Raw genomic sequence first — 25,190 nt, forward strand, 5'->3', positions numbered from 1 at the left:
TACCGGCAGGACACCCCTAAATGACCGACCTACCCGGATACCCGAGCCGCCGGGGCTTTCTCAAAGCCTCTGCCGCCGGTGTCGCCCTTTCGGGTCTCGCCGCCTCTGCCTCCGCGCAGCAAGCTCCGGCACCCGTCTCCCTCGACCAATACGAACGTGAATATCTGAACGCCGACGAATGGGCCTTCGTGATGGCTGCCACGGCGCGGCTGATCCCCTCGGACGGCGACGGCCCCGGGGCCATCGAAACCCGCGTGCCGGTGTTCATCGACCGCCAGCTGGCCAGCGACTACGGCAGCGCCGACGACTGGTACATGGAAGGCCCGCATGACGCCTCCGCCGAGCCCGCGCGTGGCTGGCAGACGCCGCTGAGCCCTGCCGAGGTCTACCGTCAGGCGATCCCCGCCTTCGACGCTTGGTGCCAAGACACCCATGGCGCGATCTTCGCTGAGCTGAGCGCCGAGCAGCAGGACGCCGCGCTGACCTCGCTGCAGAATGGTGACGTCGCGCTGGCACCCGAGCTCTCGGAGTTCTGGGGCATCCTGCTCGGCAACACCAAGGAAGGCTATTTCGCGGACCCGCAATACGGCGGCAACCACGAGATGCAGTCCTGGGTCTATATCGGCTTCCCCGGCGCCCGCGCCGCCTACCGGGAATGGCCCGAGCGCCACAACGTGAAATACCCGCTTGGTCCGGTCTCGATCAGCGGCGAAAGGGCATAACAATGGCACGTCAGGAAAAGAAAAAGGACGTGGTCATCGTCGGCCTCGGCTGGACCGGCTCGATCGCAGGCATCGAACTGGCGCAGGAAGGCCTCGACATCGTTGCGCTGGAGCGCGGCCATGACCAGAGCACCGTTCCCAACTTCGAATACCCGCAGCAGATCGACGAGCTGAAATACGGCGTGCGTCTGAAGATGATGCAGAAGCCGAGCCAGCAGACCGTCACCGTGCGCCGCAACGACGGCGAACGCGCGTTGCCCTACCGCCAGCTTGGATCGTTCCTGCCGGGCAATGGCGTCGGCGGCGCCGGCACCCACTGGAACGGCCTCAACTGGCGTCCGCAGGAGGTCGAGTTCCGTCTGCGCTCTTACGTCGAAGAGACCTTTGGCGCCGACATCATCCCCGAGAACATGACCCTTGGGGATTACCCGGTCAGCTATGACGAACTGGAGCCGTTCTTCACCCAGTTCGAAAAGGTCGCGGGCATCTCCGGCTACGCCGGCAATCTCAACGGCGAGATCCGCGACGGCGGCAACCCGTTCGAGGGCTGGCGCTCGGAAGACTTCCCGATGCCGCCGCTGCCGACCACCTACGACAGCTCGAAGTTCCGCGACGCGGCGGCCGCCATGGGCTACCATCCGTTCCCGGCCTCGGCAGGTATCGCGTCCACGTCCTATGTGAACCCCTACGGAATGCAGATGGGGCCGTGCAACTTCTGCGGCTTCTGCGAGCGCTACGGCTGCTACCAGTACTCCAAGTCCTCGCCGCAGACGGCGATCCTCGGCGCGCTGAAGAGCATGCCGAACTTCGAGTACCGGACCAATTCGGAAGTGCTGCGCGTGGAGATGGCCGAAGACGGCCAGACCGCGACCGGCGTGACCTATTGGGACGAAGCGGCTCAGGAAGAGGTGTTCCAGCCCGCCGACATCGTGATCCTGTCGAGCTACCAGCTCAACAACGTGCACCTGATGATGCTGTCGGGGCTGGGCGAGGTCTACAACCCGCTGACCGGCACCGGCACGCTGGGCAAGAACTACGCCTACCAGATGAACGGCGGCGTGACGATGTTCTTCCGCGACGAGGAGTTCAATCCCTTCGTCGGCCACGGTGCCAACGGCATCTGCCTCGACGATTTCTCGATCAGCCAGAACGACTTTGGCGCCGAGGGCTTCATCGGTGGCTCCTACTGGCGCTCGGGCACGTTCAACGGCCAGCCGATCCGCAACATGCCGCTGCCCGCGGGCACGCCGTCGTGGGGCGCAGGCTGGAAGCAGGCGATCGGCGAAAACTACGGCCACGCCATGTCGATCGGCTCGCACGGCTCGCACATGGCCTATGCCAACAACCACCTCGACCTCGATCCGACCTACACCGACCGGCATGGCCGGCCGCTGATGCGGATGACGTTCAACTGGCAGGACAACGACCTGCGGATGAACCAGTTCATGAAGTCGAAGATGGAGCCGCTGGCGGCCTCCATGAACCCCGATTTGATGCAAGCTGGCTTCAAGGGTCCGGGTGCGCAGTACAATGTGCGTCCCTACCAGACCACGCACAACACCGGCGGTCACATCATGTCCGAGAACGCGCAGGAAGGCGCGGTCAACCGCTACTCGCAGACGTGGAAGGCGCACAACGTCTTTGCCATGGGCGCGGGCAACTTCGTGCAGAACACGCAGTACAACCCGACCGGGCTTGTCGGCGGTCTGGCCTATCACACGGTGCACGCGATCCGCACGCAGTACCTGTCGAACCCCCGTCCGCTGGTTTGAGGAGAACGTAAATGAAGACTTTCCTCCGCATTATCGCCGGTCTGGTCGTTTTGGGCGTGATCGCCCTGCTGGCCTTCATCTTCGTGCCGGTGCAGCGCAGCGAGCCGGCGCAGGATCTGGCGGCGAACTGGGAGCCCGAGCCCGGTCAGGGTGAATACGTGATGCATGCCTCGGACTGCGTTGCATGCCACACTGCCGACGATGGCGAGCCGCTGGCCGGTGGCCGCGCCATCGCCTCGCCCATGGGCACCATCTGGTCGACCAACATCACCCCCGATCCCGAGACCGGGATTGGCGACTGGAGCTATGCGGACTTCCGCGGCGCGATGGTCGATGGTCTGGCCAAGGGGGGCACCCACCTCTACCCGGCGATGCCCTACGAGAACTACCGCCTGATGAAGGAAGAGGACCTGCGCGCGCTCTATGACTACATGATGGCTGAGGTCACGCCGGTGTCGAACGAGGTGCCCGACACAGATCTGGCGTTCCCGTTCAACCTGCGCTTCGGAATCCGCGCATGGAACTGGCTGGCGCTGACCCATGACGCCGGGTTCAACCCGGTGGGTGCCTCCGAGATGCAGGACCGCGGCCAATACCTTGTGGAAGGCCCCGGCCACTGTGCCGCCTGCCACAGCCCGCGTACGCCCTTCATGGCGCAGGACGGTGTGACGGCAACCGATGACGCCTTTCTCACCGGCGGCGTGATCGACGGCTGGAACGCCCCGACGCTGCGCGGTGAAGAGTCCGTGGCGCAAGCATGGACCGTCGGTGAACTGGCCGATTACCTTGCCACCGGCCGCAACGCGCATTCCGCCGCCAACGGCGAGATGGGCCTCGTGGTCGAGCATTCGCTGCAATATCTGACGGATGAGGACACGCTCGCCATGGCCGCCTTCCTCAAGGGGATCGACGGCGCCGAGGTCGAACTGCCCGACACCGTCGCCGCTGCGGGCCCGATCGCCACGCCGGACGCTGCCGCAGATGAGGCGGGCCGCGCCACCGCCGAGATGCTGATCGAGGCCGATCCGGGCATGCCGCTTGGCGCGCGTCTCTACACCGACAACTGCATTGGTTGCCACTTTGCCTCGGGCAAGGGCGCGGCGGGGATCTTCCCCGAACTGCAGGACAACCACCTTGTGACCGGTTCGGAAACTGGGCCGCTGATCTCGGTGATCCTGAACGGTGCAGAGGTGCCCGGCACCGCCAAGCGTCCGATGACGCTGCGCATGCAGGGCTATGCCGACCGCCTGTCGGATGACGAGGTGGCCGAGCTTGTCACGTGGCTGCGCGGGGCATGGGGCAACGACGCCGGTGCGGTGAGCGCCAGTGACGTGGCCGCGGTGCGCGGCGCCGAAGCGACGCACTGAGCCATATCATCGCACATCGTTAAAAGGCGGGCCGGTTTTCCGGCCCGCCTTTCTTGTTGCGCAGGTCAACCTTTGCACTGGGCGTCAGCTTTGCTTTGGCCGCCCGGCACGAAGCCTCCGCCCTTCAACGCCATGCGCCAAGTTCTGGCCCGACGCTCCGGCCCCAAGTGGCTGACCTGAAGGTATGGCCCGGGTCTCCGGTCGGCGTCTTGCCCCCTTGCTTGGCGCGCCCCATGGCCACGGGCCCAACCAACATGTCCGCCGAACCTGCGCAGTGGTCCGGGCACGAAAAACGCCGCCCGGCAGAACCGGGCGGCGCTGGGACACGCTTTGGCGTTTGGCTCAGAACGTCTTGGTCAGACCGAAGTAATAGGCCCGGCCCGGCTCGTTGAAGGTCTCTGCGCCATTGCCCGAGCGTTTGATGGACGTGTCGAAGAGGTTGGTCACGCCGCCCTTCAGGTGGAAACCGTTGTCGAACTGATAGGTCATGCCGAGGTTGACCAGCGTGTAGGGATCGCGGTCCTGATCCTCACTGGTTTCGCGCCCCGAGGTCGCGCTGTACTCCGGCGCTTCGATCTTGCCGTAGTGGGTCAGCGAGGGGATCACCGACAGTTGTTCATTGACGTTCCACGTCAGCGCCGCGTTGACCGTGTATTCCGGCACCAGCGACAGCGGGACTTCGAGGCTCTGCGGCGCATAGTAGGCACCATCGTCGCTGCGCGTGCCGCCCGGGATGTCGAGCTGCTGGCTCGACTCGATCATGTAGGTGGCGTTGACGGCGAGGTTCAGGCTGTCGTTGAACTGCTTGCTGAAGCTGCCTTCCAGACCCTGCACGCGTGCTTCGGGGATGTTCTCCCACTGGTACAGGCGCGCGTCGGCTTCAGAGCCGCGCGACACCACAGGCACCGTGCCGACCTGATCGAGACCGGACTGGATCTTGTCGCGGTAGTCGTTGTGGAAGTAGGTCAGCGTCGCGTTGATGCCGTTGTCGATGCCGGTGTACTGGACGCCGATTTCCTTGTTGATCGAGGTCTCGGGGTCGAGGTCCTCGTTGCCAAGCACATAGCACGGGCCGTTACGGTAGTACGGATACGGGCAGCCGTTGCCGCCTGTCACATATACGTAGGTCTCGGAGATCTGGTAAGCGGTCGGCGCCTTGTAGGCCTTGGCCACGCCACCCTTCAGCGTCCATTCCGAGGTCAGCGCGTAGGAGGCATTCAGCCCGCCCGAGAACTCGCCGCCGAAGACATCCGAGTGGTCATAGCGCAGCGACGGGGTCAGCGTCAGGCGATCGTTCCACTCGATATTGTCTTCGAGGTAGAACCCAAAGGTCTTCTGCTCGGTGAACGGATCGCCGCCGGTGGTGTCGATGCTGCCGTCCAGCGATTCCAGCGTCGAGAAAGAGCTGTAGTCGGTCAGATCGAGCTTTTCCCAACGCACTTCGGCACCGAGGGTCAGCGCCGAGGGGCGGCCAAGGGTGTCGTGGTTGATGTAAGCCTCGGATTTCGCCGCGATCGCCTCGAGGATTGCCTCGTCGTATTCGTCGGTGCTGTTGATCGCACCTTCGACGCCGCCGGCGGCCCCTTCGGTCAGGCGCCGGTTTTCGGTGCGTTCGTACTGGATGAAGCTGTTGGTCTCGCCCCAGCCGTAAGAGCCGAGGTGGGTCAGCGCGAAGGTGCCGCGCTTCATCACATTGGTTTCTTCGCCGTCGTCGGCAAGATCCAAGACGTCGTCGTTTGCGCTGCGGCCGTTGCCAAGCTGCGTGTCACCGGCATAGATGTTGCCCTGGCGCGAATAGCCCAGTTCGACGTTGAACTGGTTGGCGGTGCTCGGCGTCCAGTCGAGGCGCAGGGTATAGTCCTGGTTTTCAACGCCCTCGGCACCGGCCTGCGGCACGTCGCAGCTTTCGACACCCTCGTCGTCGATTTCGCAATCGACCTCGGATTCGTTGATGTCGTAGTCGTCACCGTCGGTCTTGTTGTAGTTCGCCGAGAACCGCAGCGCGAGCTGGTCGTTCAACCGCTTGGCCCAGAGCAGGTTGTAGCGCTGGGTCATGCCCTCGGAGGAGCTTTCGGGCACATCGAAGCTGGTGCCGATCTGCAGCAGGTCTTCTTCGGGGGCCTTGGTGATGATGTTCACCACACCACCTGCCGCGCCGGAGCCGTAACGCGCCGCCGCCGGGCCGCGGATCACTTCAATGCTCTCGACCATCTCGGCGGGCACCCAGTTGGTGTCGCCGCGAGTGTCGCGCTCGCCCGCGCGCCCCTGCTTGACCGAGGTGCGCGACAGCACCGGCTAGCCGTCGATCAGGATCAGCACGTTCTCGGGGCCCATGCCGCGAATGTCGATCTGGCGCTGGTTGCCGCGCTGGCCCGAAGCGGAGGTGCCGCTGAGGTTGACGCCGGGCATCTTGCGGATGATTTCGGAGACGTCGTTGGTGACCGGCTGACGCTCGATGTCTTCCTCGGTGATGGTCGAGGTGCCAAGCGCCTGTTTGATCTGCTCCTCGGCGGTCAGCACGATGGTGCCAAGCTCGTAGTCAGCCTCATCGCCAAGGGTGAAGTCCTGCGCCAGCGCGGGGGCCAGCGGTAGTGCGGACAAAAGGATGACGGCTGTGCCTGAAGCCAGCCGCGCACGTGCGGATGCCATGAGCGATCCTCTCTACGCGTTCGAAGGTTGCGGGTGTATGGGGACTGCTCGCGGATAGCTGGCTACTGCGAACAATCACGTTACCCGCGAAGGCTCAATCGCAACGCTTGCGTGGCCCGCGAAATGTTACAATTTCGCAACAGCTTCAGACCCCAAGTCAGCGCTTGAGAGGATAGCAGGATCGCTTTGGAACGGTCATTCCGCCGGCGGAGTGGCTTCGCCCGCGGCGCCGAAATCCATGGTCGCCGCGACCGCGCGCTTCCATGCCGCGTATTTGCGTTCGCGCGTGGCGGCCTCCATCTGCGGCTCAAAGCGCGCTTCGCGGGCCCATGCGTTGGCGAACTCATCCATCCCCGGCATCAGCCCCGCCTTCTGCCCTGCCAGCCACGCCGCGCCCATGGCGGTGGTCTCCAGCACCGTGGGCCGCTCCACCGGCGCGTCGAGAATGTCCGACAGGTACTGCATGCCCCAGTCCGAGGCGCTGAGCCCGCCATCCACGCGCAGCGCCGCCATTTCTACGTCGCCATGCGCGGCGCTCCAATCGGCCTTCATCGCTTCGATCAGGTCACGGGTCTGGTACCCGACGCTTTCCAGCGCGGCGCGGGCGAATTCGGCAGGGCCGGAGTTGCGGGTCAGCCCGTAGATCGCGCCCCGGCAGTCGGCATTCCAGTACGGCGCACCGAGCCCGGTAAAGGCGGGCACCAGCACCAGTTCCTGCGCCGGATCGGCGGCCTCGGCCAGCGGCTGGCTCTCGGCGGCGTGGCGGATCACCTGCAGCCCGTCGCGCAGCCATTGGATCACCGCGCCCGCGACAAAGATCGACCCTTCAAGCGCATACGTGGTCTTGCCGCCGATGCGATAGGCAATGGTGGTCAGCAGACGGTTCTGCGAGACCACCGGCGCATCGCCGGTGTTGAGCAGCGCGAAGCAGCCCGTGCCATAAGTGGATTTGACCATGCCGGGCGCGAAGCAGGCCTGACCGATGGTCGCGGCCTGCTGATCTCCCGCGATGCCGAGGATCGGGATCGGGCGGCCGAAGAGGTCGGCCCGACAGGTGCCGAACTCGGCGTCGCAATCGCGCACCTCTGGCAGCATTGCGGTGGGGATGCCAAGCCGTTTGCAGATCGCCTCGGACCAGCGCCCCTCGCGGATGTTGTAGAGCATGGTGCGCGCGGCGTTGGTGGCATCGGTGGCGTGCACGGCGCCGCCGGTCAGCTTCCACACCAGCCAGCTGTCGACCGTGCCGAAGAGCAGCTCGCCGTTCTCCGCCCGTTCGCGCGCGCCCTCCACCCTGTCGAGGATCCACGCCAGTTTGGTCGCCGAGAAATAGGGATCGAGCAGCAGGCCGGTCTTGTCTGTTACCGTCTCTTCAAAGCCCTCGTCGCGCAGCTTGTGGCACATCTCCGAGGTGCGCCGGTCCTGCCAGACGATGGCGTTGTGGATCGGCTTGCCGGTGTCCTTTTCCCAGACCAGCGTGGTCTCTCGCTGGTTGGTGATGCCGATGGCCGCGATGGCCTCGGCACTGACCCCCGCCTTTTCCACCACGGCGCGGCAGGTGGCGGCGGTGGTGGCCCAAAGGTCGAGCGGATCATGCTCCACCCAGCCGCTCTGCGGAAAATGCTGCGGGAATTCTTCCTGCGCCGAGGCGGTGACCTGCAGCTTTTCGTCAAACAGGATCGCGCGGGTCGAGGTGGTGCCCTGGTCGATGGCGAGGATGAGGGTCATAGCAGTCTTCCGGCCTTCCGTTTTATGCGGTGTCTATGTCTGGGCACAGGGTTCGGCAGGCGTGCCGCTCGTCGCGGCGCGGTCGCGCCTCCGCATCGGCTCGCAGGTCTTGTGCTCAGACTTATCCGTCCCAATACAATCTCTTAACACAACTCGTATCGGCGATGGCGCCGCAGCGCCATGGCGAAGACGAGAAGAAGGGGGCGGGAAAAGGCCCCGCCCCCTTCACATCTAGGTCACTGCCAGGAGGCGACGAGTTCGTCGTAGGACACCGTTTTCGGCTCCTCGCGCTCGTTCTCGATCGCCGGCTTCGGCGAGCCTTCCATCGAAAGCCATTCCTCGGCGTCCTTCTCCTCGTTCATCACCGGGCCCAGGTCGCCCTGAATGCCGGCGCGCTCGAGGCGCTCCATCACCCGCTCCATATCCGAGCAGAGGCTGTCGAGTGCTTCCTGCGCGGGTTTGGCGCCGGACATGGCGTCGCCGATGTTCTGCCACCACAGCTGCGCCAGCTTGGGGTAGTCCGGCACGTTGGTGCCCGTGGGCGACCAGCGCACGCGGTCCGGCGAGCGATAGAATTCCACCAGACCGCCGAGGTTCGGCGCACGCTCGGTGAAGCTTTCGTCCTGGATCGAGCTTTCGCGGATGAAGGTCAGGCCGACGTGGCTTTTCTTTACGTCCACGGTCTTGGAGGTGACGAACTGCGCGTAGAGCCAGGCGGCCTTGGCGCGGTCCTCGGGGGTGGATTTCATCAGTGTCCACGAGCCCACGTCCTGATAGCCGACCTTCATGCCGTCTTCCCAGTAGACGCCATGCGGCGACGGTGCGAGGCGCCATTTCGGCGTGCCGTCCTCGTTCATCACCGGCAGGCCCGGCTCCACCAGCGAGGCGACGAAGGTGGTGTACATGAACATCTGCTGCGCGATGTTGCCCTGTGCCGGGACCGGACCGGCCTCGGAGAAGGTCATCCCCATGGCCGAGGGCGGCGAGTACTTGTTCAGCCACTCGATCGCCTTTTCGACCGCGTAAACCGCCGCCGGGCTGTTGGCCGCGCCGCCGCGCGACATGCAGGCACCCACGGGTTGCGAGTTCTCGTTCACCCGGATGCCCCATTCGTCGACCGGCAGGCCGTTCGGTTCGCCCTTGTCACCCATGCCGGCCATCGACATCCACGCATCGGTGTAGCGCCAGCCAAGCGAGGGGTCCTTCTTGCCGTAGTCCATCGAGCCGAAGATTTCCTGCCCGTCGATATTCCGACCGGTGAAGAACTCGGCGATGTCCTCATAGGCCGACCAGTTGACGGGCACGCCCAGCTCGTAGCCGTATGCCTCTTCGAACTCGGCCATGATGTCGGGATCGGTGAACCAGTCGTAGCGGAACCAGTAGAGGTTGGCGAACTGTTGGTCGGGCAGTTGGTAAAGCTTGCCGTCCGGCGCGGTGGTGAACTGGGTGCCGATGAAATCCTCGAGATCCAGCGTCGGGCTGGTTACTTCCGCGCCCTCGTTCTCCATCCAGTCGGTCAGGTTGCGCACCTGCTGATAGCGCCAGTGGGTGCCAATCAGGTCGCTGTCGTTGACATAGGCATCATAGATGTTCTCGCCCGACTGCATCTGCGTCTGCAGCTTCTCGACCACATCGCCTTCGCCGATAAGGTCATGGGTGATACGGATGCCGGTGATCGCCTCGAAAGCCGGGGCCAGCACCTGGCTTTCGTATTCATGCGTGGTGATGGTTTCGGACACCACCTTGATCTCCATGCCCTGGAACGGCTCGGCGGCGTCGATGAACCACTGCATCTCGGCTTCCTGATCCTCGCGCGAGATCGCCGACAGATCGCCGATCTCTTCGTCGAGGAAGGCCGTCGCCGCCTCCATGTCGGCCCAGGCCGGGCCGGTCAGCAGGCCGAGCGCAAGCGCCATGGCCGTGGATGTCTTCAGGTTCATGGTATCCTCCCTTATTGAACCATGTTTTGCGCGGGGTGGTCCGGGCCTCCTCCAGCCCGTGCCGGGTCTTAGACCCAGCGGAACACCATCGCCGCGTAGATCAGGCAGACGACAAGCGCCGCCCACTGCACCTGGCCGACGAGGCCGAGCCAGGCGAGATTGATGAAGGCTGAGCCCAGTAGAGTGATGAACAGCCGGTCACCGCGGGTGGTCTCGATGCCCAAGACGCCGCGGCGCGGGGTCTCGGGGAAGCGCACCGCCAGCACGGTGAAGATGATCAGCAGGCTCGCGATGATGAGAAAGAACGCCGCCGTGGGCCATGTCCATGCCATCCAGTCCATGAGACCTCTCCTCTCAGACGCGGCCGAGGGCAAAGCCCTTGGCGATGTAGTTGCGGACGAACCAGATGACCAAGGCGCCCGGAATGATGGTCAGCACGCCGGCCGCCGCCAGCACCCCCCAGTCGAGACCCGATGCCGAGACGGTGCGGGTCATCGTGGCGGCAATCGGTTTGGCGTCCACCGTGGTCAGCGTGCGCGAGAGCAGCAGTTCCACCCATGAGAACATGAAGCAGAAGAAGGCCGCGACGCCGATGCCCGATGAAATCAGTGGCATGAAGATCTTCACGAAGAAGCCGCCGAAGCTGTAGCCATCGATATAGGCGGTCTCGTCGATCTCTTTCGGCACGCCGCGCATGAAGCCCTCGAGGATCCACACAGCCAGCGGCACGTTGAACAGGCAATGCGCCAGCGCCACCGCGATATGCGTGTCGAACAGCCCGATGCTGGAATAAAGCTGAAAGAACGGCAGCGCGAAGACCGCGGGCGGTGCCATGCGGTTGGTGAGCAGCCAGAAGAACAGGTGCTTGTCACCGATGAAGTGGTAGCGCGAGAAGGCATAGGCCGCCGGCAGCGCCACCGTCAGCGAAATCACTGTGTTCAGAACCACGTAGATCAGTGAGTTGATGTAGCCGGTGTACCAGCTGGGATCGGTGAGGATTGTCGCGTAATTGGCGAAGGTCAGGTCGCGCGGCCAGAGCGTGAAGTCGCCGAGGATCTCGGTATTGGTCTTCAGGCTCATGTTGAGCAGCCAGTAGATTGGCAGCAGCAGGAACAGCAGGTAAAGCGCCATGACGATGACACTGCCGTTGACGCGCAGCACGCTGCGGGTGCGCCCGGCGGAGTGGGTGGCGGTTGCGTCGGTCATGCGGGGCTCCCTTGAAGAAGATGAGAGGGGAGCCGGGCGAGCGCCTGCCCGTGGGCTGGAGCTGCAACAGTCGAGCCCAGCGATTTATGCCAGCCAAGTCCGAGCGAGATCGAACTGGGGTGCACGGGTTTCCAAGCGCCAGCCCGCCGGGACGGGCAGGCGCTCGCCCGGCGGCTTCGCCTTGATTCCGGGCGGGTCGGGGCCTGTGTCAGAGGTCGGTTCATCTCACATCCCCTTTTTTGTCGAGGTTGGTCATCACGGTGTAGAACACCCATGAAATCAGCAGGATCACGAGGAAATACATGATCGAGAAGGCTGCCGCCGGGCCGAGGTCGAACTGCCCCAACGCCATCTTCACCAGATCGATCGACAGCAGCGTGGTGGCATTGCCCGGACCGCCGCCGGTGACCACGAAGGGCTCGGTATAGATCATGAAGCTGTCCATGAAGCGCAGCAGGATGGCGATCATCAGCACGCCGGCCATCTTCGGCAGTTCGATGTAGCGGAACACCTTCCAGCGGCTGGCCTGATCGATCTTGGCGGCCTGATAATAGGCATCGGGGATCGATTTCAGGCCTGCATAGGCCAGCAGCGCCACCAGCGAGGTCCAGTGCCAGACATCCATCACCACGATGGTGATCCATGCCGCCAACGGGCTTTGGGTGTAGTTGTAGTCGATGCCGAGGCTTTCCAGCGTCCGGCCCAGCAGGCCGATGTCGACGCGGCCGAACACCTGCCAGATGGTGCCGACCACGTTCCACGGGATCAGCAGCGGCAGCGACATAAGCACGAGGCAGAACGACGCCCAGAACCCCGATTTCGGCATATTCAGCGCCACGAAGATCCCAAGCGGCACCTCGATGGCAAGGATGATGCCCGAGAACATCAACTGCCGTCCGAGTGCGTCCCACATCCGTTCGGAATGCAGCATCTCTTCGAACCATTCGAGCCCGGCCCAGAAGAACTGATTGTTGCCGAAGGTGTCCTGCACCGAATAGTTCACCACGGTCATCAGTGGGATCACCGCCGAGAAAGCGACCAGCAGCAGTACCGGCAGCACCAGCAGCCACGCCTTGTTGTTGAAGGTCTTGGTCATCAGGCCGCCTCCCCCTGCGGTGCCACGCGCCAATCGTCGCGATAGACATTGACGTGGGCAGGATCGAAGCTGACCCGGTTCATATCGGCGCTGACGCGCTCGTCCTCGCCTGCGATGATGTTGATGTCGTGGCCGAAAAACTCGGCGCGGATGATCTGGTGGCGGCCCGCGTCCTCGACGCGGCGCACCTTCACCGGCAGCCCCTCGGTCTGGCTGAGCCGGGCGAATTCAGGGCGCACGCCGATCTCGACCTTGCCGTCCATCGCGCGGTAACCCGCGCCGAGGTCGAAATCCGAGCCGTTGATATAGGCGCGGCTGCCCTCGACCTTGGCGGGGATGACGTTCATCCCCGGCGAGCCGATGAAATAGCCGACAAACGTATGTTCTGGCCGCTCGAACAACTCTTCGGGCGTGCCGATCTGCACCACGCGCCCGTCGTACATCACCACCACCTTGTCGGCGAAGGTCAGCGCCTCGGTCTGGTCATGGGTGACGTAGATCATCGTATGGCCGAAATCGCGGTGCAGCTTTTTCAGTTGGGTGCGCAGTTCCCACTTCATATGCGGGTCGATCACCGTCAGCGGCTCGTCGAACAGCAGCGCGTTGACGTCCTTGCGCACCATGCCGCGCCCGAGGCTGATCTTCTGCTTGGCGTCGGCGGTGAGCCCGCTGCACTTGCGGCGCAGTTGGTCTTCCATGCCGATCATCCGGGCGATTTCTTGCACCCGTTCGGCGACATAGCTCTCGTCCCGGCCACGATTGCGCAGCGGGAAGGCGAGATTGTCGCGCACGGTCATCGTGTCGTAGACGACCGGGAACTGGAACACCTGCGCGATGTTGCGCTCTGCGGTGGGCGCATGCGTCATGTCCTGCCCGTCGAACAGCACCCTGCCCTGCGACGGCGTCAGCAGGCCCGAGATGATGTTGAGCAAGGTGGATTTGCCGCAGCCCGAGGAGCCGAGCAGCGCATAGGCACCGCCATCGTCCCAATCGTGGGTCATTTCCTTCAGCGCGAAATCCGCCTCCGAGCCGGGGTTCGGCAGGTAGCTGTGCGCCAGATTGTCGAGCGTGATCTTCGCCATCTCCGCCCCTCCTCAGGCTGCCAGCGCGTAGGCGGCGGGGGCGACAAGTTCGCCCTCTTCGCCAAAAACATAGACGTGCCGCGGGTCAAGCCAGACGTCGAGCGGCGCACCAAGCTCCAGATCGTGCACCCCATGCACCAGACCCACCCAGCGCGCGCCATTGTGGTCGAGGTGCACGAAGGTCTCGGAACCGGTCAGTTCGGTCACCTGCAGTGTCGTGGTGAACCGCAGGGCGTCGGACGCGTGCTTGAGGATCTCAAGGTGGTTGGGGCGGAACCCTGCGGTGTAGCGCCCGTCGGGCAGCTCGGCGAGCTTGCCGGTCGCAGGGGCGCTCTGGCCATCTCCGAACATCAGCCGATCACCGGTTTTGGAGATCTGCAGGAAGTTCATCGGCGGGTCGCTGAACACCCGCGCCGTGGTGGCGTCGGCAGGCTGGCGATAGACCTCGGGCGTCGGGCCGAACTGGGTGACATGCCCTTCCCACAGCGTCGCGGTATTGCCGCCGAGCAAAAGCGCCTCTTCGGGTTCGGTGGTCGCGTAGACGAAGATCGAGCCAGAAGCCTCGAAAATCTTTGGGATTTCGATCCGCAGCTCTTCGCGCAGCTTGTAGTCGAGATTGGCCAGCGGCTCGTCGAGCAGGACCAACCCGGCGTTTTTCACGAGCGCCCGCGCCAGCGCGCAGCGCTGCTGCTGACCGCCCGACAATTCCAGCGGCTTGCGCTGCAGCATCGGCGAGAGTTTCATCAACTCGGCGCTTTCGCGCACCCGGCGGTCGATCTCTTCGCGCCCCACGCCCATCAGCTTCATCGGCGAGGCGATGTTGTCGTAGACGGTCATCGACGGGTAATTGATGAACTGCTGGTAGACCATCGCCACCTTGCGGTCCTGAACCCGCATCCCGGTGACGTCCTTGCCCTCCCAGAAGATGCGCCCGGTGGTCGGCGCATCAAGCCCCGCCATCAGCCGCATCAGCGTTGTCTTGCCCGACAGCGTCGGCCCAAGCAGCACGTTCATCGTGCCGTTCTCGAGCGTCAAATCTGTCGGGGCAATATGCACCTGCCCTTCGACGTTCTTTGAAACGCCCTTCAATTCCAGCGACATAAGGTCCTCCTCCCCGCGCCGTATGTCTCCGCCGTGCTATTCGGCGGCGTCGGCCCTTTCCCGGCGGGATGTCATCCAGCCGTCCAGCGCCGATATCTCCTCCCCGCTCAGGCGCAGCCCGAGCTTGGTGCGTCGCCACACCACATCTTCGGCTGCGCGGGCAAATTCGTGCCGCATCAGCCAGATCACTTCTGCCTCCGTGAGTGTAGCGCCGAAGTCCCTCCCAAGTTCTTCCGCGCTTTTTGCCTCTCCCAGCATCTCCTTTGCCTCGGTGCCGTAGGCGCGCACGAGACGCAGCGCCCAACCGTCACTGAGGAAAGGATATTTGCTGCGCAATTCTTGCACCAGCGCATCGACGCCGTCGACCGGGAAATCGCCGCCAGCCAGCGCCACGCCGGCCGTCCAAGCGCCCTTGTCGAGCGGGATGTGCTCGCCGATCTTTTCCAATGCGCTTTCGGCCAGACGGCGATAGGTGGTGATCTTGCCGCCAAAGACGTTGAGCACGGGAGCCCCGCCTTGGGCATCCACCTTGAGCGTGTAGTCGCGGGTCGCCGCGGTGGCACTGGAAGCGCCATCGTCATAAAGCGGGCGCACCCCGGAATAGGTCCAGACCACGTCGTCGGCCGAGATCGGCTGGGCGAAGTAGCGGTTGGCGAAATCGATCAGATAGTCGCGCTCTTCCGGCGTGCAGACCGGCCGTTTTGACGGGTCCTTGTGCTCGGAGTCGGTCGTGCCGATCAGGGTGAAATCGCGCTCGTAGGGAATGGCGAAGATGATCCGCCCGTCGGTGCCCTGAAAGAAGTAGCACTTGTCGTGATCGTAGAGCTTGCGCGTGACGATATGGCTGCCGCGCACCAGCCGCACGCCTTCGCGCGACGGCAGGTCGATCTTGTCGTGGATAATGTCGCCAACCCAAGGGCCACCGGCGTTGATCAGCATCTTTGCGTAATGCGTGGTGGCCTTGCCGCTCTCGGTGTCTTCGGTCTCGACACGCCAAAGATCGCCCTCGCGCTGCGCGTGCGTCACCTTCGTGCGGGTCATGATCTTTGCCCCGCGCGCTTCGGCGTCGCGGGCGTTGAGCGCCACCAGACGCGAATCCTCGACCCAGCAGTCGGAATACTCATAGGCCCGCTCGAACCGCGGCTGCAGCGGCGCGCCCTCCTTGCTGCCCTTGAGTGACAGCGTCGAGGTGCCCGGCAGGATCTTTCGCCCGCCGAGATTGTCGTACATGAACAGCCCCATGCGGATCAGCCACGCCGGGCGGCGCTCCTTCATCCACGGCATGACCTTGCTGAGCATTTTCGAAATCGGTGTCTCGCTCTCGAACCGCATATCGGGGTGATACGGCAACACAAAACGCATCGGCCAACTGATATGCGGCATGGCGCGCAGCAGCACCTCGCGCTCGATCAGCGCTTCGCGCACAAGCCGCACCTCGAGGTATTCAAGATAGCGCAGCCCGCCGTGGAACAGCTTGGTCGACGAGGACGAGGTGGCCGAGGCAAGATCGCCCATCTCGGCAAGCACCACCGAGGCGCCCCGCCCTGCCGCGTCGCGCGCAATGCCGCAGCCGTTGATGCCGCCGCCAATCACGAAAAGATCGCTGGGGGATGTGCTTTGGCTATCGGTCACGTCGGTCTCCTGCTGGTTGGCGGCAGGCTAAACCCGGATCGCGCATTGGCGCAAGCCAAATGTTTTCGTTTTCGTTCGCATCGGTCTTCTCAGGATTGCCCACGCAAGACACGAAGTTTTCATGGAACTTTTTGATCTCATCGCGCAACTGCAGAAAATTTTGCACTGGAAATGCCCCGAATTTGCGCGTTTCCTAGGGGGCATCCGCGAAAAGCGAAAGAAACCGAACACGCATGTCCCAATCCTTCCGCCACCCCGAAATTCTCGAGATCGCCCGCCGCGACGGCAAGGTCACCGTCGAGGGACTGGCGCAGCATTTCGGCGTCACGCTGCAAACCATCCGGCGCGACCTGACTGATCTGGCCGACAGCGGGCGGCTCGAGCGGGTGCATGGCGGGGCGGTGCTGCCCTCCGGCACGATGAACATCGGCTACGAGGAACGGCGCCATCTCAATATGGACGCCAAGACCGGCATCGCGCGCACCTGCGCCGAGCTCATTCCGCATGGCATTTCGCTGTTTCTCAACATCGGCACCAGCACCGAGGCGGTGGCGCGCGAACTGCTGCATCACAAGGGCCTGATGGTGGTGACCAACAATATGAACGTCGCCACGATCCTCGCAGCCAACCCCGATTGCGACGTGCTGCTCACCGGCGGCAGCCTGCGCCGCACGGATGGCGGGCTGATCGGCACTCTGGCCACCGAGAGCATCCGTCAGTTCAAGTTCGACCTCGCGGTGATCGGCTGTTCGGCCTTGGATGCGGAGGGCGACATCCTCGATTTCGACATTCAGGAGGTGGGAGTCAGCCGGGCCATCCTGCGCCAGTCGCGCCGGACCATCCTCGTCGCCGATCATTCAAAGTTCAAACGCAGCGCCCCGGCCCGGATCGCCTCGCTGTCCGAGATCGACGTGTTCGTGACCGACCGCCCGTTGGAGCCCGCCCTGAGCGACGCCTGTGCGGGATGGGGCTGCGAGGTGGCGGTGGCGCGCGGATCATAGCCCTGCATCGCCGCGAAGGACGTAAGGCAGCCTGTGGCAATAAGCGGACCGGCAATGCCTCAGGGGCCGTAGTCCGGCCCTTCGGTATCCGGCGCAAACGCCGCATTCCACAAAGAGAACATCCGCGCCCGCGTGCTGCCATCAAGCGCCAGAAGCAGCGGTGGCGCGAGGGCGATCAACCGCCGCGCACTTGGCAGCAGGCTGGTCTCGGCGGGATCGCTGGGCGTGATCAACCCCAGTTCCGACAGCATCGCCTGCGCCTCGGGGCCCAGCAGAAACTCCAGTAAGCGCTCGCCTGCCTCCGGGTGCGGCGCGGCCTTTGGGATCATGAAACTGCGCGACACGATCAACGTGTAGTCTTCGGGCAGAACAACCCCGACATTGCTCGCCTCGCCGACCCGCGCCGCCGCCGAGGCGTAGGATCCCAGCACGTTGTAGGCGATCAGGTAGCGCCCCTTCGACACCCCCTCGATGATCGTCGCCGAACAGCAGGTGGCAATCGCGCCGACCCGCGAGAACGCCTCGAGCATGGCGCCGAAGGTGGTCGCTTCAAGGCTGTCCGCATGCGCAAAGAGATAGCCCAGCCCCGAGGCCTCGATATCGTAAGTGGCGATCTTTCCGCGCAGCAGGTCGGGCTGGGTGCGCATCAGGTCGAGCAGCGCAAAGCGGCTGCGCGGGACGTCGGCGCGCCGGATCGCGCCGGTGTTGTAGATGATCACCGCGGGTTCTTCGGTGATCCCCCAAAGCTCGTTGCGCCAGCGGCGGGAGGGGGGCAACGCCTCGGTGCGCGGCGACTGATAGCGCCGCGCGCAGGCGGCGTTGACCAACCAAGTCATCTGGTGGGCGCCCGACGAGAAAACAGCGTCCGCCGGGGCGGCGGCCCCTTCGCAGGCGGCGCGGCTGTTGTCGAAGAGATTGTTCGAGCCCCATTGCTCGTAGCGCACCGACAGGTCGGGGTTGCGCTCGGTGAAGCGCGCGATCACCGGCTGGATGATCGACACGTCAGTGGTCGAGCGCAGCACAAGCTCGGTTGGCCCGCTGCCGATCACCTCCACCCGCTCCTGCGCGGCGGCAAGACACGGCAGCAGCAAGACCCAGAGAAGGGCGAAAAGAGCCTGCATCGAACGGATCATGTCTGCGTCTCCTCGCTTGCTGGCTCGGCGGGCAGCACCAGCGCGATCCGAAAGCCATCCGGCGGATACTCGAGCTCCACCCGCCCGCCGAACGCCTCGGCGACCGCGCTGACGATGGCGAGGCCAAGACCGGCGCTGTCCTCGCGCGACCGGGTGCTGCGTTCGAACCGCTGGCCCAGCCGGGCGGCGACCTCCGGCGTCGGCCCCGGCCCGCTGTCCTGCACCCACAGCACGGCCTCCTCGGCGCGCTGCTCGACACCCACCACCACCGGCGGCGCGCCATGCTTGAGCGCATTGGCCAGCAGGTTCTTTGCGGCCTCACCGATGGAGAAAGCATCGGCGCGCACCATCACCGGGTCCTCGCCGATCTCCAGCCGCAGGTCGGCGCCCGGCGCCAGAATCTCGTGATCCGACCGCTCCAGCAGGTCCAGCGCCACTTCGCGCAGATCAAGCGGCGTGCGCGGCGCGCTTTCGGTGCGATGGATGACCAGCGCCTGCGACAGCAACTGATCGAGCAAAGCGCCCAACGACCGGGTACGCCCCAGCAGACGCACCAAGGCGCGCTGCCGCGCCGCCTCGTTCTCGAGGTCTTGGATCGACTCGGCCTGTACGCGGATCGCGGCCACCGGCGTGCGCAACTGGTGCGCGGCGTCCGAGATCAGGTAGCGCATACCCTCCACCTGCCGGTCGAGCCGGCCCATGAAGCGGTTCATCGCGCCCAGCATCACCACAAGCTCGCGCGGCAGCTTGGCTGTGGGCACCGGGGTCAGGTCATAGGGATCGCGCTGCAGCAGGTCCTCGGACAGCGTCTCGAGCGGGCGCACGGCGGAGCGTGTCACCAGCCAAGACATCACCAGCAGCGCCAACCCGGCCAGCAGCATCGGCAGCAGCGTGGCGCGTGTCAGATCGAGCGCCATCGCCTGCCGGGCGCGCAGCGTCTGACCGACGGTGACAGAGACCCCGCCGGAAAAATCACGCTCGGCAAATCGCCGCGTCAGCCGCACGAAGCGGGCGTCCTCACCGTTCAACTGCGCGTCGAAAAATTCAGGCCCCGCGGAGCCGCTGCGGCGCGCGGACGGCTCGATGCGCGTCTCGTCGAGGCCGGTAATCATTTCCCCGCCCGGCCCGCGCACCGAGTAGTGGATGCGGTCCTCGGGCGCCTGCGCCAAGAGTTCGAACGCTGAGACCGGCAGATCGACCAAGGGTGCGCCGTTCTGGATCCGGATCGAGGCCGCGATGTTCTGCGCCGCCCCCAGCAGAATGCGGTCATAGGACTGCCGTGCCGCCAGCCGCCCGTTGTAGAGCGTCGAGGCGCCAACCAGTATCCCGCCGACCAGCAGGATCAGCAGCACCGCGCGCAGAACCCGGGTCGACAGGCTGGACGGCAGGCGCGCCGCCCCCTCAGCCATCGAGACCAATCCGGTAGCCGACGCCGCGCTGGGTGACGATGCCGACCCCGCTGCCGGCCAGCTTTTTCCGCAGCCGCGCGATGTAGAGCTCGATCGCATTGACCCCGACATCGGCATCGCCGAACCCGTAGAGCGAGTCATAAAGCCTGCTTTTCCCGAGGTAATTCCCCTGATGGCGCAGAAGCACGCCAAGCAGTGCAGCCTCGCGTCCGGTCAGATCCAGCCGTTTTCCGTCCAGCGTTGCGCTCTGCCCGGCGGGAGAGAAGGCAAGCGGGCCAAGCACGATCTCCGCGCCTTTCTGATCCGCCTCCCGGCGGACCAAGGCGCGCAGCCGCGCTTCCAGTTCGCGCTGATCGAAAGGTTTGCCCAGATAGTCGTCCGCGCCAAGGTCAAGCGCGCTCACACGGTCGTCGACAGAAACCAGCGCGGTCAGCATCAGCACCGGGGTCCGATCACCGGCAGCGCGCATTTCGCGCAGCAAGCGCAGGCCCGAGCCGTCGGGCAGGTTGATGTCGAGTATGAGCGCATCATAGCTCTGCACCGCCCGAAAATCCTCTGCAGACTCAAGACTTTCTGCGACATCGCAGACAATCCCCGACTGCGCGAGACGCGCGCTGACACCCTCGGCAAGATCGCTGGCATCTTCGACCATCAACACACGCATGGCACTGGCACTCCTCTTCGCTGACGACGTGTTTGCGCGCTAACAGCCCGATGACAGGTTCGCGACAGCTTCGTGGCTTAGAGACACGTCTTAACCCGCAACCGGGGAGGCTGCAAAGCGCAGTCGGGTTCTGCGGGGAACTGACGGGGTCGCGTGCGGTACGCGCGGCGCCGACCATGAGGAGGATACCATGTTTATCACTGCAACCCGCGGTCTCATTGCCGCCACCGTTCTGGGCGCATCCGCCTTCGCTGCACAGGCGCAGGACTACACCCCTGAAAACCCCGAGTGCATCGCACCGGCGAACCCCGGCGGCGGCTGGGACTTCACCTGCCGTCAGGTCGGCAAAACCATGCAGGACCTCGGGCTGATCGAGAAGACTATGCAGGTGGTCAACCTCGCCGGCGGCGGCGGTGGCGTGGCCTTCGCAGAAGTGGTCAACAAGCGCGGCGACGACAACGATCTGATCGTTGCGGCCAGCTCGGCCACCGCGACCCGTCTGGCGCAGGGCGCCTACCCGGGCAACACCACCGATCAGGTGCGCTGGCTGGCCTCGATCGGTGCCGACTACGGCGTGATCGCCGTCTCCGCTGACAGCGAGGTCGAAACGCTTCCGCAACTGCTCGACATGATCAAGGAAGACCCGCGCTCGGTCTCCGTGGCGGGCGGCTCGGCCGTCGGTGGCTGGGACCACCTGAAGGTGCTGATCGCCGCGTCGGCCTACGAGATCGAAGACGTGCGCAAGGTGAAATACGTGGCCTTCGACGGCGGCGGCGAAGCGGTGACCCAGCTGCTCGCAGGCTCGGTTCAGGCCTTCACCGGTGACGCTTCCGAGGCCAAGGGCTTTGTCGACTCCGGCGACATCAAGGTCATCGCCGTGCTCGCGCCCGAGCGTCTGGAAGGCGATTTCGCCGACTTCCCGACCGCCCGGGAACAGGGTGTCGACGCCATCGGTGCCAACTGGCGCGGCTTCTACGCCCCCGAGGGCATGAGCGACGACGCCTACAACGCCTGGTCGTCGAAGATCGGTGATCTCTATGCCTCCGACGAGTGGAAAGAGATCATGGCGGCCAACGGCCTCGCCCCGCTCGATCTGCAGGGCGAAGAGTTCGAGCAATTCGTCTCGGACAGCGTGAGCGAGATCCAGAACATCTCGCGCGAGATCGGCATCATTAAGTGACCTGATCCCACGCTCGGTGCGGCGGGCCCTTTCCTCCCAGAGGGCCCGCCGCTTCAAATCCTACACTCACGCACATTAAGGGGGATCCCATGAGTGACCGCATCTTCGGCCTCTTCGGCCTGGCGCTCGCCATCTTCTTTGCCTGGGCGGCGCTACAGATCGAGGAAAGCTTCCTCTCTGACGAAGTCGGCCCCAAGGCCTTCCCGCTGATCATCGCCACCATCCTCGGCATCTCGTCGATCTTCATCGCGCTCAAACCCGATGCCGAGCCGCAATGGCCGAGCCTGCCGCGCTTTGTCGAAGTGCTCGCCGCCATCGTGATGATGATCCTCTACGCCGAGTTTCTGCCGATCGCCGGTTTCGTCATCGCCACCGCGTTCGCCGCCACCTACCTGACGTGGCGCCTCGGCAGCGCGCCGCTGCAATCGCTGCTGATCGGTGTGCTGACCTCTGTCGGCATCTACGCCGTGTTCCACCTGCTGCTGGGCCTCTCGCTCGCCCGCGGCCCGCTGGGTTTCTGAGGAGGAGGCCGCAATGGATATCTTCGCAAGTCTCGGAGACGGTTTCGCCGTCGCCTTCACCCTGCAGAACCTCGGCCTCGCGCTGCTGGGCTGCTTTCTGGGTACCATCATGGGCGCGCTGCCGGGCCTTGGCCCGTCGAACGGCGTGGCCATCCTGATCCCGCTCGCCTTCACCCTCGGCCTCGGCCCGACGCCGTCGCTGATCCTGCTGACCTCGGTCTACTATGGTGCCATGTACGGCGGGCGGATCAGTTCGATCCTGCTGGGCATTCCCGGTGACGAGCCGGCGATGATGACCGTGCTCGATGGCCATCCAATGGCCAAGAAGGGCATGGCCGGCGAGGCGCTCTCGCTGTCGGGCATCGCCTCCTTCGTCGGTGCCTTCTTCGCCACATGGGGCCTGATCTTCCTCGCGCCGCAGCTGGTGAAGATCGCGCTGCTGTTCGGCCCGGCGGAATATTTCGCCCTCTTCGCGCTGGCCTTCGCCACGCTGGGCGGCGTGTCGTCGACCAACCAAGCGAAATCCGCCTTCGCCGCCATGCTGGGCCTCGGCCTTGCGACCATCGGCGTCGACACCCAGACCGGCGTGCCGCGCTTCACCTTCGGCGAAGTGCACCTCTATGACGGGCTCGATTTCCTTGTCGCCATCGTCGGCCTCTTCGCCCTGTCCGAAGTCTTCATCTTCCTCGAGCATCGCCACGGCAAAGCCGACGCCGAGGGCCGCAAGCTGAACATCGGCAGGCTCACCCCGCCGCTGTCGATGCTGAAGGCCTGCACCCCCACCATGCTGCGCACCTCGGTGCTGGGCTTCATCGCCGGCGTGCTGCCGGGCGCGGGCGCCTCGCTGGGCTCGTTCATCTCCTACTCGATGGAGAAACGTCTGGTGGACAAGAAGGGCACCTTCGGCACCGGCGATCCGCGCGGCGTCGCGGCGCCCGAAGCGGGCAACAACGCCGCCGCCGGTGGCGCCCTGGTGCCGATGCTGGCGCTGGGTGTGCCGGGTTCGGGCACCACCGCGGTTCTGCTGGCGGTTCTGCTGTCGCTGAACATCACCCCCGGCCCGCTGCTGTTCTCGGAAAACCCCGACGTGGTCTGGGGCCTGATCGCAGCGCTGTTCATCGGCAACGTCATGCTGCTGGCGCTGAACATCCCGATGGTCGGCCTGTTCACCCGCGTGCTGATGGTGCCGCCGCGCATCCTGATGCCGATCGTCGCCATGGTCAGCTTTGTCGGCATCTACGGCATCTCTGGCTCGAGTTTCGATCTGCTGATCATGATCGGCTTCGGCGTGATGGGCTGGGTGCTGCGCAAGCTCGACGTGCCGCTGGTGCCGATCATCCTCGGCACGCTGCTGGGCAACACGATGGAAAACAACCTGCGCCGCGCGATCACCATCGACAACGGCGACTGGTTCACCCTGATCGACAGCCCGCTTTCGATCGGCCTCTGGGCCATCGCCATCATCGGCTTCATCATGCCGCTGATCGTCGGCCGCGTCGTACGCTCGAAGATGCACCGCCGCCGTGACGAGGAAGGCGTGCTGAGCGACTGACCCCTTGCCCTCTGCTCAGCACTCCACGGCCCCCGCTTCGGCGGGGGCCTTTTTCATTGGCTCACCAGCCGCCAAAGCGTGACCAGCTTTGCAGCGGCCCGGGGCTGGCGGGGATCACCGAATAGCCATCGTGCTGCGCCGCCGTGGCGCAGGCGTGGTTGGGCAGGATCCGCAGCAGGGTGCCGACGGGCAGATCGGGCATCGGTCCCGCCGCCCCGTCGCGCCGCGCGATGATGCCGTGCTCTTGATTGGCGGCGGTGACGATGAGTTCCGGGATCACCCGGCCTTCAGCATCGCAGACCACGCCGTAGCCCTGATCCACCGCCTGCGCGGCTGTGCCGCGATCGCGCGACAGGGCCATCCAGCCCGCGTCGATGAGCACCCAGCCCTTGTCGGGTTGATGGCCGATCACCGTGGCAAGAACCGACAGCGCGATATCGTCGGTCGTGCACACCCCGATCCCCGCCATCACCAGATCAAAGAACATGTAGACCCCGGCCCGCAGCTCGGTAACCCCGGTCAGGTCCTTTGCGGCATGGGCGGTGGGCGTGGAGCCGGTGCTGACCACCGGACACGCCAGCCCTGCCCCGCGCAGCGCCTCTGCCGCCGCGACCGTGGCGGCGCGCTCGCGCTCGGCGAAGGCGGCATGCGCCTCGGCGCCGGGCACGCCATAGCTCTCGCCGGCATGGGTCACCACGCCGCGCAGCGCCCCCGCCTCCGACAGAATGCGCCCGATCTCCAGCAGCGCCGGATCCTCAGCCGAGAGCCCACCGCGATGGCCGTCGCTGTCGATCTCTATCAGCGCGGGCACGCGGGCCTCGGCCACCGCCCGCGCCTGTGCCACGCTGTCGAGGATCACCACCAGATCGCAGCCTTTGTCGCGCAGCGCCTGCGCCCGCGGCAGCTTGCCCGGCGCGATCCCCACCGCATAAAGGATGTCATCGTAACCGGCGGCGGCAAAGACCTCTGCCTCGGCCAGCGTGGAGACAGTGATCGGCCCCGGCGTGCCGCCACTCATGCGCTCGGCCACCTCCAGCGATTTCGCGGTTTTCATGTGGGGGCGCAGGGTCACGCCAAGGTCCGACGCGCGCTGCGACAGCCGCGCAAGATTTCGCAGCATCCGCGCCTCATCGATGATCAGCGCGGGCGTGGTGAGGCCGTCGAGAAGGGACAGGTCTGTGGCCATGATGGCAAGGCTCCTTGCTTGGTCGTCTGCGGATTTTCTCCGGCTGGGCCGGCCGTTTCGCCCGCTTCTACCCGCTTCTCAGCGCTTTGGCACCCACCCGGACTGCGCGCCAGTTGCACAGCGAGGGTGCGGCAAATCCCAAAGCGGCGTTCCAATCGTGAAAAACTTCTGCAAACGTCGTTGCAAAATGACTCGCCGATCAACATTGATGGCGGGGCAAAACAAAAAAACCAATGCAACCACAGAGAGGTA

General features: G+C 64.9%; 19 protein-coding genes and 1 pseudogene. 7 read left to right on the plus strand and 13 right to left on the minus strand.

Annotation, left to right across the window (positions count from 1 at the left end; genetic code table 11):
* Positions 1-20 precede the first annotated feature (20 nt).
* From ACXAJT_RS12805 to ACXAJT_RS12815, 3 genes are read left to right on the plus strand one after another with little or no spacing between them, the layout of a single operon-like run.
* The gene (locus ACXAJT_RS12805; protein WP_475235835.1) at positions 21-722 is read left to right on the plus strand and encodes a gluconate 2-dehydrogenase subunit 3 family protein; all 702 of its coding nucleotides are present in this window, start codon (positions 21-23) and stop codon (positions 720-722) included.
* Positions 723-724: 2 nt separating this feature from the next.
* On the plus strand, positions 725-2,494 hold the full coding sequence (locus ACXAJT_RS12810) for a GMC family oxidoreductase (protein WP_475235837.1): 1,770 nt from the start codon (positions 725-727) through the stop codon (positions 2,492-2,494).
* Positions 2,495-2,505: 11 nt separating this feature from the next.
* On the plus strand, positions 2,506-3,861 hold the full coding sequence (locus ACXAJT_RS12815) for a c-type cytochrome (RefSeq protein ID WP_475235838.1): 1,356 nt from the start codon (positions 2,506-2,508) through the stop codon (positions 3,859-3,861).
* Between the two features lie 342 nt (positions 3,862-4,203).
* Here ACXAJT_RS12815 and ACXAJT_RS12820 read toward each other — a convergent pair.
* The 9 genes and pseudogenes from ACXAJT_RS12820 to glpD all read right to left on the minus strand — a co-directional run bounded on the left by ACXAJT_RS12820 (position 4,204) and on the right by glpD (position 16,292).
* A pseudogene (locus tag ACXAJT_RS12820) lies at positions 4,204-6,510 on the minus strand (FepA family TonB-dependent siderophore receptor).
* A gap of 195 nt (positions 6,511-6,705) precedes the next feature.
* Positions 6,706-8,235, minus strand: a complete 1,530-nt coding sequence (glpK, locus tag ACXAJT_RS12825; protein WP_475235840.1) for a glycerol kinase GlpK — start codon at positions 8,233-8,235, stop codon at positions 6,706-6,708.
* Positions 8,236-8,471: 236 nt separating this feature from the next.
* Positions 8,472-10,175, minus strand: a complete 1,704-nt coding sequence (locus ACXAJT_RS12830) for an ABC transporter substrate-binding protein (protein ID WP_475235842.1) — start codon at positions 10,173-10,175, stop codon at positions 8,472-8,474.
* 68 nt (positions 10,176-10,243) lie between these two features.
* Positions 10,244-10,516, minus strand: coding sequence for a DUF2160 domain-containing protein (locus ACXAJT_RS12835; RefSeq protein WP_475235843.1), 273 nt, complete (start codon positions 10,514-10,516; stop codon positions 10,244-10,246).
* Positions 10,517-10,529: 13 nt separating this feature from the next.
* On the minus strand, positions 10,530-11,381 hold the full coding sequence (locus ACXAJT_RS12840) for a carbohydrate ABC transporter permease (protein WP_475235844.1): 852 nt from the start codon (positions 11,379-11,381) through the stop codon (positions 10,530-10,532).
* Positions 11,382-11,601: 220 nt separating this feature from the next.
* On the minus strand, positions 11,602-12,477 hold the full coding sequence (locus tag ACXAJT_RS12845; protein ID WP_475235846.1) for a carbohydrate ABC transporter permease: 876 nt from the start codon (positions 12,475-12,477) through the stop codon (positions 11,602-11,604).
* Positions 12,477-13,559 (minus strand): ABC transporter ATP-binding protein, encoded by a 1,083-nt coding sequence (locus ACXAJT_RS12850; RefSeq protein ID WP_475235847.1) that lies wholly within the window; start codon positions 13,557-13,559, stop codon positions 12,477-12,479. Before ACXAJT_RS12850 ends, ACXAJT_RS12845 begins: the two co-directional genes overlap by 1 nt.
* A 12-nt stretch (positions 13,560-13,571) precedes the next feature.
* A complete protein-coding gene (locus ACXAJT_RS12855) occupies positions 13,572-14,660 on the minus strand; it encodes an ABC transporter ATP-binding protein (RefSeq protein WP_475235849.1) in 1,089 nt (362 codons plus the stop codon).
* A gap of 36 nt (positions 14,661-14,696) precedes the next feature.
* Positions 14,697-16,292, minus strand: coding sequence for a glycerol-3-phosphate dehydrogenase (glpD, locus tag ACXAJT_RS12860; protein WP_475235850.1), 1,596 nt, complete (start codon positions 16,290-16,292; stop codon positions 14,697-14,699).
* A 233-nt stretch (positions 16,293-16,525) separates the two neighbouring features.
* On the opposite strand from glpD, the gene ACXAJT_RS12865 reads away from it, so the two are divergent.
* A complete protein-coding gene (locus ACXAJT_RS12865; RefSeq protein ID WP_475235852.1) occupies positions 16,526-17,293 on the plus strand; it encodes a DeoR/GlpR family DNA-binding transcription regulator in 768 nt (255 codons plus the stop codon).
* 59 nt (positions 17,294-17,352) lie between these two features.
* Here ACXAJT_RS12865 and ACXAJT_RS12870 read toward each other — a convergent pair whose 3' ends face one another.
* The 3 genes from ACXAJT_RS12870 to ACXAJT_RS12880 are packed head-to-tail and all read right to left on the minus strand — an operon-like array spanning position 17,353 to position 20,499.
* Positions 17,353-18,426, minus strand: a complete 1,074-nt coding sequence (locus tag ACXAJT_RS12870; RefSeq protein ID WP_475235853.1) for an ABC transporter substrate-binding protein — start codon at positions 18,424-18,426, stop codon at positions 17,353-17,355.
* The gene (locus tag ACXAJT_RS12875; RefSeq protein WP_475235854.1) at positions 18,423-19,835 is read right to left on the minus strand and encodes a sensor histidine kinase N-terminal domain-containing protein; all 1,413 of its coding nucleotides are present in this window, start codon (positions 19,833-19,835) and stop codon (positions 18,423-18,425) included. Before ACXAJT_RS12875 ends, ACXAJT_RS12870 begins: the two co-directional genes overlap by 4 nt.
* Positions 19,828-20,499 (minus strand): response regulator transcription factor, encoded by a 672-nt coding sequence (locus ACXAJT_RS12880; RefSeq protein ID WP_475235855.1) that lies wholly within the window; start codon positions 20,497-20,499, stop codon positions 19,828-19,830. The genes ACXAJT_RS12875 and ACXAJT_RS12880 overlap by 8 nt, the downstream gene beginning before the upstream one ends.
* Before the next feature lie 190 nt (positions 20,500-20,689).
* Between ACXAJT_RS12880 and ACXAJT_RS12885 the strand changes: the two genes are divergently transcribed.
* From ACXAJT_RS12885 to ACXAJT_RS12895, 3 genes are all read left to right on the plus strand, one after another.
* On the plus strand, positions 20,690-21,679 hold the full coding sequence (locus ACXAJT_RS12885; RefSeq protein ID WP_475235856.1) for a Bug family tripartite tricarboxylate transporter substrate binding protein: 990 nt from the start codon (positions 20,690-20,692) through the stop codon (positions 21,677-21,679).
* Between the two features lie 89 nt (positions 21,680-21,768).
* Positions 21,769-22,200: a tripartite tricarboxylate transporter TctB family protein gene (locus ACXAJT_RS12890; protein ID WP_475235857.1), complete on the plus strand. Its 432-nt coding sequence runs from the start codon at positions 21,769-21,771 to the stop codon at positions 22,198-22,200.
* A 13-nt stretch (positions 22,201-22,213) separates the two neighbouring features.
* Entirely contained in the window at positions 22,214-23,752 is a 1,539-nt protein-coding gene (locus tag ACXAJT_RS12895) for a tripartite tricarboxylate transporter permease (protein ID WP_475235858.1), read from the plus strand.
* Between the two features lie 61 nt (positions 23,753-23,813).
* Here the strand turns inward: ACXAJT_RS12895 and ACXAJT_RS12900 are convergent, their stop codons facing one another.
* On the minus strand, positions 23,814-24,938 hold the full coding sequence (locus tag ACXAJT_RS12900) for an alanine racemase (RefSeq protein WP_475235859.1): 1,125 nt from the start codon (positions 24,936-24,938) through the stop codon (positions 23,814-23,816).
* Positions 24,939-25,190: the final 252 nt, after the last annotated feature.

The organism is Salipiger sp. ABF4_146 (genome assembly GCF_056161345.1).